At 45.0% G+C, this 15,444-nt stretch carries 14 protein-coding genes; 3 read left to right on the top strand and 11 right to left on the bottom strand.

Annotated features, from left to right (window positions below; translation table 11 throughout):
• The first annotated feature begins 263 nt into the window (after positions 1 to 263).
• The 3 genes from rnk to BR02_RS15990 all read left to right on the top strand — a co-directional run bounded on the left by rnk (position 264) and on the right by BR02_RS15990 (position 2,568).
• Entirely contained in the window at positions 264 to 677 is a 414-nt protein-coding gene (gene rnk / locus BR02_RS0107330) for a nucleoside diphosphate kinase regulator (protein WP_031515706.1), read from the top strand.
• 130 nt (positions 678 to 807) lie between these two features.
• Positions 808 to 2,241, top strand: a complete 1,434-nt coding sequence (locus BR02_RS0107335) for an NAD(P)/FAD-dependent oxidoreductase (protein ID WP_031515708.1) — start codon at positions 808 to 810, stop codon at positions 2,239 to 2,241.
• Between the two features lie 201 nt (positions 2,242 to 2,442).
• Complete coding sequence (locus BR02_RS15990) at positions 2,443 to 2,568, top strand: hypothetical protein (protein WP_274377121.1); 126 nt, start codon at positions 2,443 to 2,445, stop codon at positions 2,566 to 2,568.
• Between the two features lie 59 nt (positions 2,569 to 2,627).
• Here the strand turns inward: BR02_RS15990 and BR02_RS0107345 are convergent, their stop codons facing one another.
• The 11 genes from BR02_RS0107345 to BR02_RS0107395 all read right to left on the bottom strand — a co-directional run bounded on the left by BR02_RS0107345 (position 2,628) and on the right by BR02_RS0107395 (position 15,440).
• On the bottom strand, positions 2,628 to 4,157 hold the full coding sequence (locus BR02_RS0107345; RefSeq protein ID WP_051688191.1) for a PAS domain-containing sensor histidine kinase: 1,530 nt from the start codon (positions 4,155 to 4,157) through the stop codon (positions 2,628 to 2,630).
• A gap of 134 nt (positions 4,158 to 4,291) precedes the next feature.
• The gene (locus BR02_RS0107350) at positions 4,292 to 4,819 is read right to left on the bottom strand and encodes an O-acetyl-ADP-ribose deacetylase (RefSeq protein WP_031515712.1); all 528 of its coding nucleotides are present in this window, start codon (positions 4,817 to 4,819) and stop codon (positions 4,292 to 4,294) included.
• Positions 4,820 to 4,943: 124 nt separating this feature from the next.
• Positions 4,944 to 5,321: a hypothetical protein gene (locus BR02_RS0107355; protein WP_031515714.1), complete on the bottom strand. Its 378-nt coding sequence runs from the start codon at positions 5,319 to 5,321 to the stop codon at positions 4,944 to 4,946.
• Between the two features lie 17 nt (positions 5,322 to 5,338).
• Positions 5,339 to 6,781: a cardiolipin synthase gene (gene cls, locus BR02_RS0107360; protein ID WP_031515716.1), complete on the bottom strand. Its 1,443-nt coding sequence runs from the start codon at positions 6,779 to 6,781 to the stop codon at positions 5,339 to 5,341.
• Positions 6,782 to 7,102: 321 nt separating this feature from the next.
• Positions 7,103 to 9,226 carry a beta-propeller domain-containing protein gene (locus tag BR02_RS14400; RefSeq protein WP_034638993.1) on the bottom strand — a complete coding sequence of 708 codons (2,124 nt, stop codon included), beginning with the start codon at positions 9,224 to 9,226 and terminating at the stop codon, positions 7,103 to 7,105.
• 84 nt (positions 9,227 to 9,310) lie between these two features.
• Positions 9,311 to 9,544: a hypothetical protein gene (locus tag BR02_RS0107370; RefSeq protein ID WP_031515719.1), complete on the bottom strand. Its 234-nt coding sequence runs from the start codon at positions 9,542 to 9,544 to the stop codon at positions 9,311 to 9,313.
• A 15-nt stretch (positions 9,545 to 9,559) separates the two neighbouring features.
• A complete protein-coding gene (locus BR02_RS0107375) occupies positions 9,560 to 10,777 on the bottom strand; it encodes a Ger(x)C family spore germination protein (protein WP_031515721.1) in 1,218 nt (405 codons plus the stop codon).
• Positions 10,770 to 11,873 carry a GerAB/ArcD/ProY family transporter gene (locus BR02_RS0107380; RefSeq protein WP_031515723.1) on the bottom strand — a complete coding sequence of 368 codons (1,104 nt, stop codon included), beginning with the start codon at positions 11,871 to 11,873 and terminating at the stop codon, positions 10,770 to 10,772. Before BR02_RS0107380 ends, BR02_RS0107375 begins: the two co-directional genes overlap by 8 nt.
• Positions 11,866 to 13,470, bottom strand: a complete 1,605-nt coding sequence (locus BR02_RS0107385) for a spore germination protein (RefSeq protein WP_207640997.1) — start codon at positions 13,468 to 13,470, stop codon at positions 11,866 to 11,868. Before BR02_RS0107385 ends, BR02_RS0107380 begins: the two co-directional genes overlap by 8 nt.
• Before the next feature lie 132 nt (positions 13,471 to 13,602).
• Entirely contained in the window at positions 13,603 to 14,406 is an 804-nt protein-coding gene (gene ccsB / locus BR02_RS0107390; protein WP_031515728.1) for a c-type cytochrome biogenesis protein CcsB, read from the bottom strand.
• Positions 14,406 to 15,440, bottom strand: a complete 1,035-nt coding sequence (locus tag BR02_RS0107395) for a cytochrome c biogenesis ResB family protein (RefSeq protein WP_031515729.1) — start codon at positions 15,438 to 15,440, stop codon at positions 14,406 to 14,408. The genes ccsB and BR02_RS0107395 overlap by 1 nt, the downstream gene beginning before the upstream one ends.
• Between the last annotated feature and the right edge of the window lie 4 nt (positions 15,441 to 15,444).

The following is a 15,444-nucleotide window of genomic DNA, read 5'->3' on the forward strand; positions in this document are numbered from 1 at the left end:
TTCTCCATTACCGGTAATCACCCTTCCACCTGGGGGCTTGTTATATTTATCACACCGCTTCACTGCTAATTACAAAAGTAGTTAATTTTTCCATTTGATAACCCCCAACCCTTTACTTCTCTAATTTACCGGGTTATAATATATATAATAACACTTTTCCAATAAGTATATATCTTTTTGGGCGACTACCTCTTTATATTTTGAGGTAGTCGCATTTATATACTTTATTGGTACGGCAACAGTATTAAGAAAGGATTGGTAGTATGCCCAGAACTATATATATCACTAACGCTGATAAAGAGAAGTTACAAAAGCTGATTGACGAGGAAAAGGAATTTAATCCCAGTAGCAGAGAATTTATTCACAATCTGGAAAAGGAATTAAATTCAGCCAAGGTGGTGTCTTCTAAGGAGGTTCCCCCCGATGTCATAACGATGAATTCAAAAATCTTATTAAAAGATTTAGATACCGATGAAGAAATGACCTATACACTGGTTTACCCTGCAGACGCAGACCTATTGGAAGACAAAATTTCAGTTTTGGCACCGGTGGGCACAGCACTTCTCGGCTACAAAGAAGGAGATATAATTGACTGGCCGGTCCCCAGCGGCATGGCAAGGTTAAAGATCGAAAAGATTCTTTACCAACCGGAGGCCGCCGGTGATTATCAATTGTAGAAGGCGAGGCTGCTAGGCCCCGCCTTTTGTCTTTATCTTAAAAGTTACGGTAAACATATTGAAAGTTATTGAAAAATGTTTTATAATGAATCCGTTTGTTATTTTTTAATAAGTGACGGGATGTGATAGTGTGAAAAATTACGATGTAATAGTAGTTGGTGCTGGTCCCGCCGGTATTTTTACATGTTATGAGTTGATCTTAAAGTCCCCTGGAGTAAAGGTACTGTTAATAGATAAGGGAAGGGATATCCATAAACGGGTATGCCCCATTTTGCAAAAGAAAACTGCCAAATGCCCACCGGCAACCACAAAGAAAGACCATGCCGGATGTGAACCGGCGTGTTCAATAACCAACGGTTTTGGCGGAGCCGGTGCTTATTCTGACGGAAAGTTTAATATCACCACTGAATTTGGTGGCTGGATGACTGACTATTTACCCCCATCAGAGGTTTTACAATTAATTAAGTATGTGGACCAAATTAATATAAAACACGGGGCCACCTCCACAGCCTCTGACCCCACCACCCGTGCGGTGAAGGACATTGAGAAAAGGGGCTTAGGCGTAGGCTTAAAACTATTGCGGGCCCAGGTAAGACACTTGGGTACTGAGCAAAACCTAGAGATTTTGAAGAGCATTTTTAACTACCTGCAGAACAAGGTCGATATGCTCTTTGAGAGAGAAGTGGCCGACATCCTCATCAAAACAGAGGGTGATAAAAAAATCGCCGCCGGCGTGATATTACAAAACGGGGAGCAGTACTACGCCGACAAAGTTGTGCTGGTGCCGGGCCGGGATGGCAACGAGTGGATTACCAAGATATTTAACAAATGCAACATTGAGATTACCAATAACCAGGTGGATGTGGGTGTCCGTGTAGAAACCCTGGACACCATTATGGAAGAAATTAATGAGCATTTATATGAAGGTAAGTTTATCTACCGCTCATCCACCGGCATTACGGTTAGAACCTTTTGCAGTAACCCATCCGGACATGTGGTAATTGAAAACCACAGCGGGGTAATGCTGGCCAATGGCCATGCTTATAAAGATAAAAAACTGGCCAGTGATAAAACCAACTTTGCCTTGCTGGTGAGCCATAAATTCTCTTATCCCTTTAATAAGCCAATTGAATACGCCAAATCAATTTCCAGATTGGCTAACGATCTGTCCAACGGAAGCGTATTGTTACAGAGATTCGGCGACATTTTAAAGGGCCGCAGATCCACAGAAAAGCGGATTAGGGAAGGATTTATCGAGCCCACACTGAAGGAAGCGGTGCCGGGCAACCTGGCATTGGTACTGCCCTACAACACAATGTTAAGCATCATAGAAATGATTAAAGCCCTTGATGCAGTAACACCGGGTATTGCATCGGACCACACCCTGCTCTACGGTGTGGAGGCTAAGTTCTACTCTGCCCGCCCCAAACTGAACAAGAATTTCGAAACAGAAGTGGTGGGCTTATACGCAGGCGGCGACGGGGCCGGTATCACCAGAGGTCTGGCACAGGCCGGAGCCTGCGGTGTAGTAATAGCCCGGGATATTGCCAAAAAGCTCAGTTAGTTAATTATTGACCGCCAGACATGGCTGAACAGTAACCCCCAGGATATCACCTGGGGGTTTTGATATTTTAAATAATTTAATTAATATAAGTTTGCTAAATTATCTTACTAGCGCAACTATTAGTGAATGTGTTTACTTTCACCCGCCTTTGCTATAACATGATATGTAGACAAACATAAAATCATTAAGGGAGGTAATGGCATGGCTAATAAATGCGGTTTGTGGTACCCTGTGCAGATGCTGCCAAAGAGAAAAGAAACTCCTGCCAAAGACACCAATAAATCAGGAAAGTGGCGTCCCGTACAAATGCTGGGACCTAAAAAATAAAGAAAGGCTAACTTATAAAGAAACACCTCAATTGAAGCTATTGAGGTGTTTCTTTTAAGCTATTGTTTTGAAAGTGGCCGGCTGTTGTTAAGCGACCTTTTAAACCGAAAGTAAAAGGTAGTGCCCTTTTCACCGCTGTCCACATCAATTTTAGCATCATGTCTGCTGGCAATACCATAGCAAATGGAAAGGCCCAGCCCGGTGCCGTTTTCCTTGGTGGTCAAAAACGGCGAGCCCAGTTTATTTAGCACCTTAGGATCAATACCCTTACCCTCGTCTTGCACTGCCAATACAACATGGTCGCTGTCCGCATAGGTCCTAATGGTTAACTTGCCCCCCGCCTCCATTGCTTCTAAGCCGTTACGGCAAAGATTTAATATAACCTGGCGTATTTCGTTACTGTTAAGCATTAAATGGGGCACCTTTCCCAATTCAACATTAATATATTTGCCCATACCCAGGGCATCGGCTTGAATTAATGGGGTTAGGGCCTGCAAGATGTCATTAATGTTCCGTAACTTCATACAAGAGCCCTTATCCTTTTTGCCTAAGGTTAAAAACTCAGTGATGATTGAGTTGGCCCGGTCTAACTCCTCAATCATCATATCAAAGTAATTTGCGTACTGTCTGCACCCTTCCTTTTCCGCAAGTATTTGTAAAAAACCGCGTACAGTGGCAATGGGGTTTCTCACCTCATGACTGATGCCGGCAGCCATTTCACCCACCAGGTTTAATTTCTCTAAACGGCTTATTTCCTCTTCTATACGCACCCTTTCGGTAATGTCGTTGTGGATAACCAGCACCGCCACAGCCTTGCCCTGGTCATCCCGTTGTACCACCGAGCGAGTGGCCACCACCAGCCTTCTCCCGTCCCGGGTTGTATTAATAACCTCACCTTCCCAGTAACCACGGCTAAACAACTCTTTCATTATTTCTTTTTTCTCCCTGGGAAATTGAGTCTTTAACAGCCGGTGAGAGTTTTTTCCGAGTACCTCTTCCTTACTCCAGCCGTAACGTTTTTCGGCCCCCCGGTTCCAAAAAATGATGTTATCGTTCACATCGCGCACTATTATACTGTCGTGGGCCAAGTCCAATAACTGGGCCTGCTCTTCCAATTTGGCCTTTTGCAGGCGCAAGTTGTTTTCCACCTGTTTGCGTTGGGTGATATCCTGTACTTGGGCAATGGTATATAAAGGCCGGCCATTTTCATCGCGGATTAATGACACACTTAAGAGCACCCAGATCACATGCCCTTTTTTATGAATGTAGCGTTTTTCCAACTGATAACTATTTATCTTTCCCTCAAGCATTTGCCGCTTTTTGTGCTCATCGGCGGCGATGTCCTCAGGGTGGGTATAGTCGTAATACTTTAGGTTTTTCAACTCTTGGGCCGAGTAGCCCAACAATTGACAGTAGTAGTCATTAACCTCCAATTGACGCCCCTCTAAATCATTCATTGAAATACCGATGGCCGCCTCTTCAAAGATTGCTCGGTACTTTTTCTCCTCTTCTTCAGCCCTTCTTAGTTTTTCGCGCAATTCTTTAATTTCATTGCCTAGCAACGCCGCATTCATCTCCGCCATACTCATTTTTACCCCCAACGACACAAATTAAATTTTGGCTATAAAAATTAAACGTGTTTTTCCGTTTTCCTGCAAACCGCTTTTATTTAATTTAAGGTGGTCCCCTTAAAAATCACAAAAGCAGGCACACAACACCTGCTTTAATCTTTAAGTTCATGCAAAATTTTTTCATATGCTTGGTAGGCATGTTGACCAAAGGCTACCAAAGTAACCTCTTCAATCTCCTTATTGCCCTCTAAAAAATTTTTTATTTCGGTCACTGCAATTTGGCAAGCCCGCTCCAGGGGGAACTTATACACCCCGGTACTAATGGCCGGAAAAGCTATGGTTTTAATATTGTGCCGCACAGCCAAGGCCAAGCTGTTTCGGTAACAGGAAGCCAAGAGTTCATCTTCACCCCTATTACCGCCCCGCCAAATGGGGCCCACCGTGTGTATCACATACCTGGCAGGCAGCCTGTATCCCTTGGTGATTTTTGCCTGGCCGGTGGGACAGCCCTTTAAGCCGCGGCACTCTTCCAGCAGCTCCGGCCCGGCTGCACGGTGTATGGCACCGTCAACACCGCCGCCACCCAACAAGGAGCTGTTGGCAGCGTTAACTATGGCGTCCACCTGCAATTTTGTGATATCTTCCTGTACCAGTTTAATTCGTTCTTTAACGCTGTTCATTTCCCATCCCCCTTAATTCAGCACGCACCTTATCCAAATCTTTACAAGCTCCGCAAAGTTATTAACATATTTATCCACATTATTAACAATTTTTGGTTTTACTGCCAAATGATAACTCAATAACTTATGTTTCACTGGCATTATCTTTAGTTGCCAGCACCCATAAGAGCGCCTCTGCCACAGCTTCTTCCGGGCTGGCACCGAAAAAACCGTGTTTATTTACACCAAAGTTCATGGTGTAGAGGCTAAATATTTCCACCACCCAACCGCCCCGGCCGTGACTATGGTTGAATAACTGGTATCCATAGCCATTTTCTTTAATTTCTTGCTGCATATCAAGGATTTTAGGAGCATAAACAGCATGGCCGGCCGGTTCTTCCCCTTTTTGCAACACCTGCCTGGTTTCGCCGCCCGGCAGGTAATAATTGTCACCCGGTTTGGCATTCCACCTGAGACCGGCCTCTTTTAGGGCTACCGCCCTTTGATAATCAACCACCGACAACCTGGTTCCACTCCTTTTTATAGGAAATATGAAAAGACCCTGGCCACCGCTTCTAACCATTTGGTAATTCTAGGGGTTTTTTCATACTCATCAAGTGTCAATAAGGTGCTCTCTTTTAAGTCCTTATGGAATTGTTGCTCAAGTTCTCCGGTTATTTCCCGGTCATAGATGATGGCATTTACTTCATAATTCAACTGATAGCTTCTTATATCCATATTGGCAGTACCTACGGTGGAAATTTGCCCATCCACCGTCAGCACCTTGGAATGGACAAAAGCGTCCTTGCGGTAAAAATACACCTTAGCGCCGCACTTTAGCAGCTCCGCCAGGTAAGTTTTAGAAGCGTAGTGAACAATGGCGTGATCATACCGGCCGGGAAAAAGTATCCGCACATCAACCCCACTCATTGCCGCCACCTTTAAAGCATCTTGTATGCTCTCAGTGGGCACAAAATACGGAGTGGTGATGTAGATGTGATCCTTTGCCATGGATATCATTTTTAACATTCCATGCATAATGGCAGGGTATTCGGCACCGGGGCCACTTTTTACCAACTGCAGTACCTTACTGCAGTTCTTTTCAAGCTCCGGAAAGTACTTTCTAAAATCCTCCACATAAAAGAAGCTTTCACCATTTGCCTTTTTAATGGTCCAAAAATCATCCAGAAAAATTGCCTGTAAGCCCCGCACAAAGTCACCTTTAATCATCAGGTGGGTATCCCGCCAATGGCCCAACCTACCTTTACCAAGGTAGTCATCACCAATATTCATACCGCCTACAAAACCCACCATGCCGTCGATGACCGCAATTTTGCGGTGATTTCTAAAATTAATATGGGTGTTAATAAACTTGAAAAGGGGTGCTAAGAAATACGAGTATTGAATAACGTCTACACCGGCATCCCTTAGCTCTTTAAAATATGATTTTTTTACTCTAATGGAGCCCACCTTATCCATGATAAAGCGGACCTTTACTCCTTCCTTGGCCTTTTGGATGAGGATGTCTTTTATTTCGTTTCCAATATTATCGCTTTCCACTATGTAATATTCCAAATGAATATGGTGCTGGGCCTTTAACATTTCTTCCTTTAGGGCTGCAAATTTTTCTTGGCCGCAATTAAATACTTTAATTTGATTGCCAACAAATAAGGGTGCGTCGCTGTTGCGGGCCAACAGTTCAATAAGACCGTGGTATTGGTAGTTTTTAAGCTCATTAACGGCCCGGCATAAAGGTTTTCGAACATAGGGAGAAAACTGCTCAATAAGTTTGTTTTTCTCCCTCTTCCAGTTAACACCCAAAAACATGTACAGTATTAAGCCCAAGAGCGGTAAAAAGAGCAAAATTAATATCCAGGCAATGGTCTTTTCTGTTTTCTTTCTCTGTAAAATGATAAAAACAATTAGCACCAAAGAGTTAATACCCAGCAGCCAAGATAGTATCTCTTGCCAATTAAAATCCATAGTCTACCTCTCTAAATATACATTTTCCCCTTTTAGAATGCCTAATTTTATTACTAATACTCCGGCTGATTGGGCAATTTAAGATAGAAGACTGTGCCCGCCGGCCTTACAAGGTAATTGGCCTAAAGCCCTTATGCTCACGGATAGTATAAGAATAAGGGCCAGTGAGATTATTAGTATATTTATCATCTTTATTTCTACACTAACTACCAAATAACCTTTTAATCTTTGTTAACATTTGTTTTTACAGAGAGCAATTACAAGCACTTTTAATGACGGGTTAAAAAATAACCCTCCCCTTTAAAAGGGAGGGTTATGCCGTTACTTATGCAGCCTTAACTGATTAATTTGCTTTAAATTATCTAACCTGTTCATCTTGATCATCTTTTCCGATGTGGTGTACAAAACATCGTCCATATAAAGGGAGCGAATATCACTGCTATAATATCTGTCATCCTGGTGGGCTATTTTGCCCCTCAGGCTAATTCCCTCTTCAGAGATATCAAATACATAAACGCCATGCCACTGGTCATCCACCGGCCTGTACGGCTTGTATGGCGGATAGAAAGAAATGGGTAAAACCAGTAGGTTTTTGTCCCTGTTAAAGAGTACAGCCTTGTGGTTCCACTGGGCTGTTGTTTCAACATAGCCCCCATTGTTTTTCACCACATATTTAGCCTTCTCCTTTGGATTAGCCGGATCAGATACATCAAACAGTGAAATTTTTACCCCTAAGTCCAGGTTGTTATTAACGGGTGGGAATATCAAGGGCCTAACAGCACCAGCATCGGGAGCTGCCGGCTCCGCCATTTCCTTTCCTATGCCGATGATGCAGTTTTCATCATAGGGATGCATGTAACTGGAGTAGCCCGTTATTTTTAATTCACCCAGCATCTTAGGGTTATGGGGATCCTTCAAATCGATAACAAAGAAGGGGTCCACCTCGCGGAAGGTGACTAAATAAGCCCTATCGCCCATAAAGCGTGCCGAATAGATGCGCTCAGTGGGGGCTAACCCTTCGATTTTACCGACGGTTTTTAAGCTGCCATCCAGTACATAGATGTTGTTTTTAGAGGGGTTGTTCTCGCTGAATGTATCCCCGGAGGTGGTTGCTATTCTAAAATAACCCTTATGTTCATCCATTGAGAACTGATTTAATACCCGGCCGGGAACCTGCCCGCTGCCCAGGTATTTTATATTCCCTTTGTTAATGGCAATTTTGTGGACTGTGGTTTTATCTCTGGCTTGGGCCAATTTATTATGCCACTCCATGGACAATTGGCCATAAGCCTTCTCAAATTGTTGAATCTCTGCACTGCTTAAACCCGCTAGGTAGTTATCCAATACATCTTCCGCCGCTGCCAGTTTTTCAGCCACCCTTTGGTTGGAGTTTACAATTTCTGAAATTTGCACCTGCACCTTTTCCGGCAGCAGGGCCGACATATCCTTTAAGAGGTCTTCCATCAGCGGGATTGGCACCATGTAGGGATTATTGGTTAGATAAATATTGTTCTCTGAAACATATATATTTTGTGATGTGCCGGTTAAGTAGGTTTTGCTGCTGATGTCATTGCCGGCATCATTGATATTAAAGGATAATATCATGGTATAGTCATAGCCCACATCGCACTGATCAAAATGGTAAATCTGCTGTGGTGCTATTTCTTTTTCGCTGCCGTTCACCGTGATTTTGGGCAGCACCGGCTGCGGCTTATTAGTAACCGGAAGGGTGCGGTACACGGGCGAAACGGCTACCAAGTACAAATGGTCGCCAATCATACGGGCATCGCTATATACCCCATCGCTTATAACTTCCTTTTGTTGAACCGGGTTGTTTCGATCGCTGATGTCATAGACCCGGGCATACATGCCATTATTCTTGTAGTTATAGCCCATTACCACTAATTTATTGCCCTTGACAAAGATATTTTGTCCGCTGCCGTACTGCTCGCCGTCCCACATGGACTGCCCATTATCCAGCTTTATTTGTGATAACACCCGGGCCTTATCCGCCGGGTAAGCTTCAACGATAAACACATGGCCCCTTGATAACAGATACAGGTAGCGTCCGTCACTTTTTACAATATCCGCCTCATCTACCCCATCCACCTGCAGGTTAGTGGTGGAGTAGTCAGCTGCACCGTCATTGGCGCTGCCTGCGGGTGCAGATTCCTTTGTGTCTGCCCTAAGTTCCTGTGCCGACTCGGACGCCAGATCCATGGTCACCACATCCCGGGCTACCATGCCCCTTCCAAAACCTATCGTTCCCAGGGCCTGCACCATCATAATATTATCCTCCACGTACTGGGCCAGCTCTTGCCGGGACTGAAAAGTATATAGCTTACCTGCTTGGTTTCCACCAACCGGCTGTGATTGCTGTTGACACCCCATTGCCAGTACCGGCAAAACAACCAATAGGATTAGAAAAATGTTTCTCTTTAACACTGACCTGCCCCCTTAACCATTTTTATATATATAGGCGGCTGACATGGTTGAAAGGTTCCATAATATGGTCAATGTTTTTTGGTCTTATTGTGAAAGAAAATCCACCATCACCTCACCCAGCGGTTTAAATATCCATTCACTGATTTGGGTTGGATTAAGAAGAGAAAAATTCAAGATTTCAGCTATGCTTAACCCAATTCCCACTGCCAGTAAGAAGCTAAACACAAGCAACTCTTTATATTTGTCTTGGCGCACCAGCCTGGGAACTTCTGTTGCAATAATTAAGGCAAAAGCAATAAACAGCAATAGCAAGTACATTTATTATTCCCTCCTTTATTTTATTTCCGGTGCGTTTGCTACCATGCCTGTGCGTCGAATATCGGCCTCCACATTTACTACAATATTCACCTGGGGGTAAATATCCCTCCACTGCTCCTCAATGCCTTTCCAGTAACGGGGGTATTTCTTACGTAAGCTTTCGCCAAAACCAAAGATATCTGCTCCATATTTATGTTGGCAGGTGTAGATAACCCCTTCCACCATATCTTTAATCTCCTGGGCAAGGTTTTGTTCAATATCATAAATCATCTCCGGGGTAAGGTGATATCTTGCCTCGTCGTGCTCCGCCAAGTCGCCTTCAACCACAAGGTCCACTGTAATGGTGATATTGTCCCCTTGAATATCAGGGATAATTTTACTTGTTGAACTGTTCAGCAAAAAGGATACATCTTTTGCCTGTCTATGGATTCCAACGGGTATAGCCCCCCTGTCAGCTTCATTAATAACAAACAAAAAGCCCTGGGTTTCCCTTTCCCCTAACCAACCCACCAGCCTATCCTTTTTAAACACAGATGCCCCCGTTAGCTTTGTTTCAATATGCACATCACCTTCATCACTGTATGTTTCAAAACCCGGGGGAGGAACGTTTTCGGGAGGTTTAAATATTGTTACCCTAGAAGCGGCAGCGTCCCTACCAGGGGTAAGCAGATGATTTATAAAGTCCTTGTGGCTTATAACATAAGATTTACTGACCGTTTTCTGGGTAACACTTACCATGCCGGTAAATTCCTCCGCCAGCAATTTGTTAAGCTGGGGTTCTGCCTTTAGCACATCGATAGCTTGTCCCTCTGTCACCAATACCCAGGAACGCAGCCGGGAACTGGGGTCACGCAGAAAGAAATCAATCACTTCCTCCACCCCTTCCTTAGCAACCCTTTCACCGAGCACAAGGATGTTGGCGTGGGCCCGAAAAACTTCCCGCGGACTCCGCAATGAAATATTGCTTGCGGCATCGTAGATGGTTTCCCCATGGGCTGACACCAGCCAATCAGGATTGCCGCTTCCAGCCTGGCTTTCGTTTTGAATATTTATCTCTTCCGGTTGGACAATTATAGAGCTGAACAACCACAGATCTTGGCCCTTTACTGTCACCTTATCAACGCCTATTGCACTGGAAATAGCCAGTGTCTCTATTTCCTTTCGACTCCAACAGCCACAAATGAGTGATACCAATAGCAGCATTGCCGTCAGCCATAACAAGGGTTTATTCACTTTGTACCCCCCTCTTTTTTCTCAATAGGGCCACTGTTAGCAGAAGCATGGGCAACAACAATTGAAAGGAAAAGGCATAGGGGGGAAAGGAAATTGAAAGCCAGTTCACCAGTTCCCTGCTGTTTTCAAAGATGCTGTGCGACCAAACTGCCATCACAACACCAATGGGTAATATTACGGCTTTATAGTCCCTTAGGCCAAAAAACTGAGCCGTTCCCAAGACAGTTACGTAATAGAAAATAGTTACCTTAATTGTTACACCGGCCACCCACATCACCAGTATCAGTGCCTCAACCCGTTCTATAAACTCCCCCACGGCAATGTACCGGGCCAGAGAAAAAATCGGAAAAGATAAGTACTTTGACACCTCTCCCATCACCGCTGTGTCTATGACAGCGGTCAGGGCCAAGAGCACCCCCAAAAACAGCACTGCCCCAACTAAATACCAGGCGGTTTTTTCTTTGCCCTTGATAAAGGGAAAAAACATCAGCACTAATACTACTTCGCCCCGAAATGCCGCGGTTGTCATGCCACCCCATAATACCGGCTTTATACCGTTTTCCATTACCGGCAATAGATTGGTGAAGTTGGCCTCGGGCAGCACAAGAATAAATATAAATATTACCGACAGTATTAAAATGGGAAATATAAACTCATTGGCCCTGCAGATTACCTCAAAGCCATATTTAACCCCCAGCGCTGTCAGCAGTATCAGTGAAATGTTAAAGGCCAAGACCGGAGTCTCCGGCATGAAGGCACTGAGCATAAAATCCCCAAATTCCCGCACTATAACGGCAGAAATATGTAAAAACCACAGCAAATACAGCAAGGCCAGCACTTTCCCTAAAAAATTACCCAAAATAAGGGGGGCGTACTCCACCAGTGTTTGTTTGGGAAAGCGTCTGGCCAATGCCACTGACACCAAGGACACCACCATGGCATACAAGGTGGCAACTACAAGCAGAGAAATCCAGCCGTCCCTGCCGGCGGTGGCTGAAGTGACAGCCGGTGCAAATAAAACCGCAGTGCCCAGCACCAAGGTGACAGGTAATAACAATGCCCCTTGCCAGTTTGTAACACATCCTTTTTCAAGCATTGTCTTTATCACCTCTCCGGCGCCCTTGGGTTCCCTGATGGGGTCCGGGCATTTGACCTATTTTTTGGCGTTGGAAGTTTTTATCCCCTATCAAGTGTGGTCTTGTGATCTTGGCCCACCAGGGCACCCTGACATAGGTATCCTTTAAATCATGATAATTTACCGGACTCATGGGATATAAATAGGGCATACCAAAGGACCGCAGCGAACATAAATGAAAGATTAGGGCCATAAAAGCGATCATTATACCAAACAGGCCCAGCATGGCCGCCATAAACATAATGGGAAACCTCAACAAACGAATGGGGTAAGAACCGGAAATGGTGGGGATGGTAAATGATGCAATGGCGGTAAGGGCCACCACCATTACCATGGCCGGCGAAACCAAACCTGCGTTTACCGCCGCATCTCCAATGACCAAGGCACCCACAATACTTACCGCTTGTCCCACCGGTCGGGGCATACGGACACCGGCTTCCCGCAGTATTTCAAAGACTATTTCCATCATCAGCGCTTCCACAAAGGCCGGAAAAGGAACCCCTTCCCGCTGATTAGCAATGGATATTAAAAGCGGTGTTGGCAGCATCTCTTGATGGAAGGTAACCACCGCAATATACAAAGACGGCAACAGCAAAGCAATTGTTGAAGAGAAAAACCTCAATAACCTGGTAAAACTGGCATAGGGGTAGCGGTTGTAATAATCCTCCGGAGATTTTAAAAACTCCGGAAAGGTAATGGGAACAATTAGTACCATGGGTGAGGTGTCAACCAGTATGGCCACATACCCCTCCAATAATCTGGTGGCTGTCTTATCGGGCCTTTCAGTGGTATCTGCCTGGGGGAAAAAGGAATAGGGATTGTCTTCTATTAGCTCCTCCAGGGGCCCGTTGGAGACCAAGGTATCAATATCTATTCTCTGAATACGCTCTTTTACTTCCTTTACCAAATTATCATCGGCAATACCCGCCACATAGGCCACCACAACGTCGGTCTTAGTTAGCCTTCCCACCTGTAATGCCTCCATCTTCAACCGGGGTGTGCGAATTCGCCGCCGTATTAGGGCTGTGTTTGTGCGTATAGTTTCATTGAAGCCATCCCTGGGGCCCCTCACTAAGGTTTCCGTGGACGGCTCTTCCACCCCTCGGTCTGCCCACCCTCTGACATCAGGAACAATGGCTTTGTTGCAGCCGTCTATTACTATTGCTACATCCCCGGCCATTACATAATCCACCAATTCATTCATATATGATGTGGTGTTTATTTCCGCAACACCAATGATTCTGGCCTCTATGGCTTCAAAAACATTGGCCTTGTTTAAGGTCCCCACCTGTAAAGCTTCCATAATGTGTTCGGATAACTTATCTTCATCAACTAAACCATCCACAAAAACCAAAACTGCCTTAATGGGTTTTGGGGCATTGATTTTTATTTCTCGCAAAACTATGTCACTGCAACACCGGAATATCTGCTTTAATTGGGCCAGATTTTTATCAACACTGGTGGACAAGAGCTGTTCTTGACCCTTTTCCGGGAACAAGTTTTGTGGTTTTAATTGGGTTAACTTCTCTTTCAGCCTTTTGTAAAGTTGTAAAATCAAGCCTGTCCCCCCAAAAAGTGCTAACAATACGGTACCCTATCATTATTTGTCACCTTTACCATAATTATTCAATAATAAATAGCGGGGGGTAGGGATCAAAAAAACAAGGCACCTGCAGGTGCCTTGTTTTTTTTATACGTAACTGTGAACACCGGGTAAAAGAAAGGATACGCCGAACAAGGTAAATAAGACCGCTAAAAAACCGATGACCGCCAACACCGCCGCCCTTTTACCCTGCCAGCCTCGGGTTTTGCGGGCGTGGAGGTATCCCGCATAGATAAACCATGTAATTAGGGCCCAGGTTTCCTTTGGGTCCCAGCTCCACCAGTGACCCCAGACTTCCTCCGCCCATACTGCCCCGGTAATTAAGACCAATGTCATAAAGGGAAAACCCACCACCACTGACCAGTGCATCAGTTTATCTAGTTTTTCCAGCGGGGGCAGGGATACACCAAAGCCTTTATCAGGATTTCTTTCTTTGAGCAGATAACCGATGCCGATGCAGAAAGAAAGTCCAAAGGCCCCATAGGCAATAACTGCGGTGATCACATGGACCTCAAGCCATACGCTCTGCAGTGCCGGCATTAAAGGTTTTGCTTCCGAGGGCAGCATGCTGCCGTATGAAACCAGAATTACGGTACAGAGGGCAACCAGGGAGGTTAAAAGGGCAGATTTTACATGCCGCCGGACAATAATGTAGAAAAGTAAAATACCCCAGGCAAACAGAAAGGTAAATTCATAGAGAGTTGCAAAGGGTAGCCTTCCCACCGTTAAGCTGCGGTGGGCCAGCGCCAGGGTTAAGGCCCCACAGGCCAAAACCATAGACCAAAAAGAAGCCCCTTCAAGGTACTTGTTTGGTTTCCACAATGAAATAAGGCTTAAAACAACCCCGGCCATCAGTAACACGTATGCCGTTAAGTTAAAAGTTGTCTCCACTACTGCCTTTCACCCCTTCCAGCGCCTTTGGGTGGAGTTAAATACCTCAATGCAAAGCCCGCCAGCATAGCGATAAAACCAATAAATACTATCTGTACTCCGTAATCTTCTTTAATTTCCAGGCCTGTATAGTAGCGGTACTGTTCAAAACCAATGGTATAACCCATAAAGTCCCGGGCTTCTCCCGCAGGGATTAGCAGTACATCAATCAGTTCATCGTGATGTATCAACCCACAGGCCAAGGTGGGATTGTTGTCAATGGGAGACTTGGAATGGAGCCGCTGCCCCTGTTCATCATAGTCCGGTATAAAGAGCATTTTAAGGACGGTGTGATCGTTGAGCGGTATTTCTGAACCGTTAACCAAGTCATAGGGAATTACTTGGTCCCCTGTTATAACTTCACCCCTTAACATCCAGCCGTAACTGTTTTGATAAATTTTTAGGCCATTGTGTTTAAGGGGGTGGTTTACACTTATTTCTTCCTCAATCTTACCGTCCCCTGTATAAAGGGTTATTTCACTGCGGTATTGCCGGGGTTCGAGATTTTCGTAGTAGTCAATTTCAAATTGGTGAACTGTTAAGGCATCCACAGAGAAACCCTTTTCAGCCAGGTTTACCGTATCTCCTTCCCCAATCTCCATGTATTGGCTGTGGCCGGCCGCCATGGAGACAAAGGCCCCAACAATAATAACCACCATACTGAGGTGGAGAATAATTGAACCGTAGCCCCGGCAACCCATGATTTTTTTTGCCCTTTGCACCGAGCAGACTATAACACTGGCGCAGAAGACCAGGCCCAGGGCGATAAACCACCAGGCGCTGTACAGCTTGTTTAAAGACAGCAGTAAAATAAAGCTGCCCAGCAGGTGGCCATAGTGGGCAGTATAAAATTCACCGGTCTGGCCCTGGGGAATTAAGCTGCCCAGGGACGATATCGCCCCCAGTAAAAATAAAATGATTATACAGGTCTTCATGGAGGATAGGAGTTTTATAACCCCTATCCTCCCCTTGTTTTGTTCATTTTTTTGTGTCAATGGT

The organism is Desulfofalx alkaliphila DSM 12257, from assembly GCF_000711975.1.
GTDB lineage: Bacteria > Bacillota > Desulfotomaculia > Desulfotomaculales > Desulfohalotomaculaceae > Desulfofalx > Desulfofalx alkaliphila.

What these genes read in the sequence shown, in the direction of transcription:
- BR02_RS0107380 (WP_031515723.1), bottom strand. Translation starts at nt 11,873, where the DNA reads ATGCTTGAAAAAGGATGTGTTACAAACTGGCAAGGGGCATTGTTATTA.
- BR02_RS15990 (WP_274377121.1), top strand. Translation starts at nt 2,443, where the DNA reads ATGGCTAATAAATGCGGTTTGTGGTACCCTGTGCAGATGCTGCCAAAG.
- rnk (WP_031515706.1), top strand. Translation starts at nt 264, where the DNA reads ATGCCCAGAACTATATATATCACTAACGCTGATAAAGAGAAGTTACAA.
- cls (WP_031515716.1), bottom strand. Translation starts at nt 6,781, where the DNA reads ATGGATTTTAATTGGCAAGAGATACTATCTTGGCTGCTGGGTATTAAC.
- BR02_RS0107350 (WP_031515712.1), bottom strand. Translation starts at nt 4,819, where the DNA reads ATGAACAGCGTTAAAGAACGAATTAAACTGGTACAGGAAGATATCACA.
- BR02_RS0107370 (WP_031515719.1), bottom strand. Translation starts at nt 9,544, where the DNA reads ATGTACTTGCTATTGCTGTTTATTGCTTTTGCCTTAATTATTGCAACA.
- BR02_RS0107345 (WP_051688191.1), bottom strand. Translation starts at nt 4,157, where the DNA reads ATGAGTATGGCGGAGATGAATGCGGCGTTGCTAGGCAATGAAATTAAA.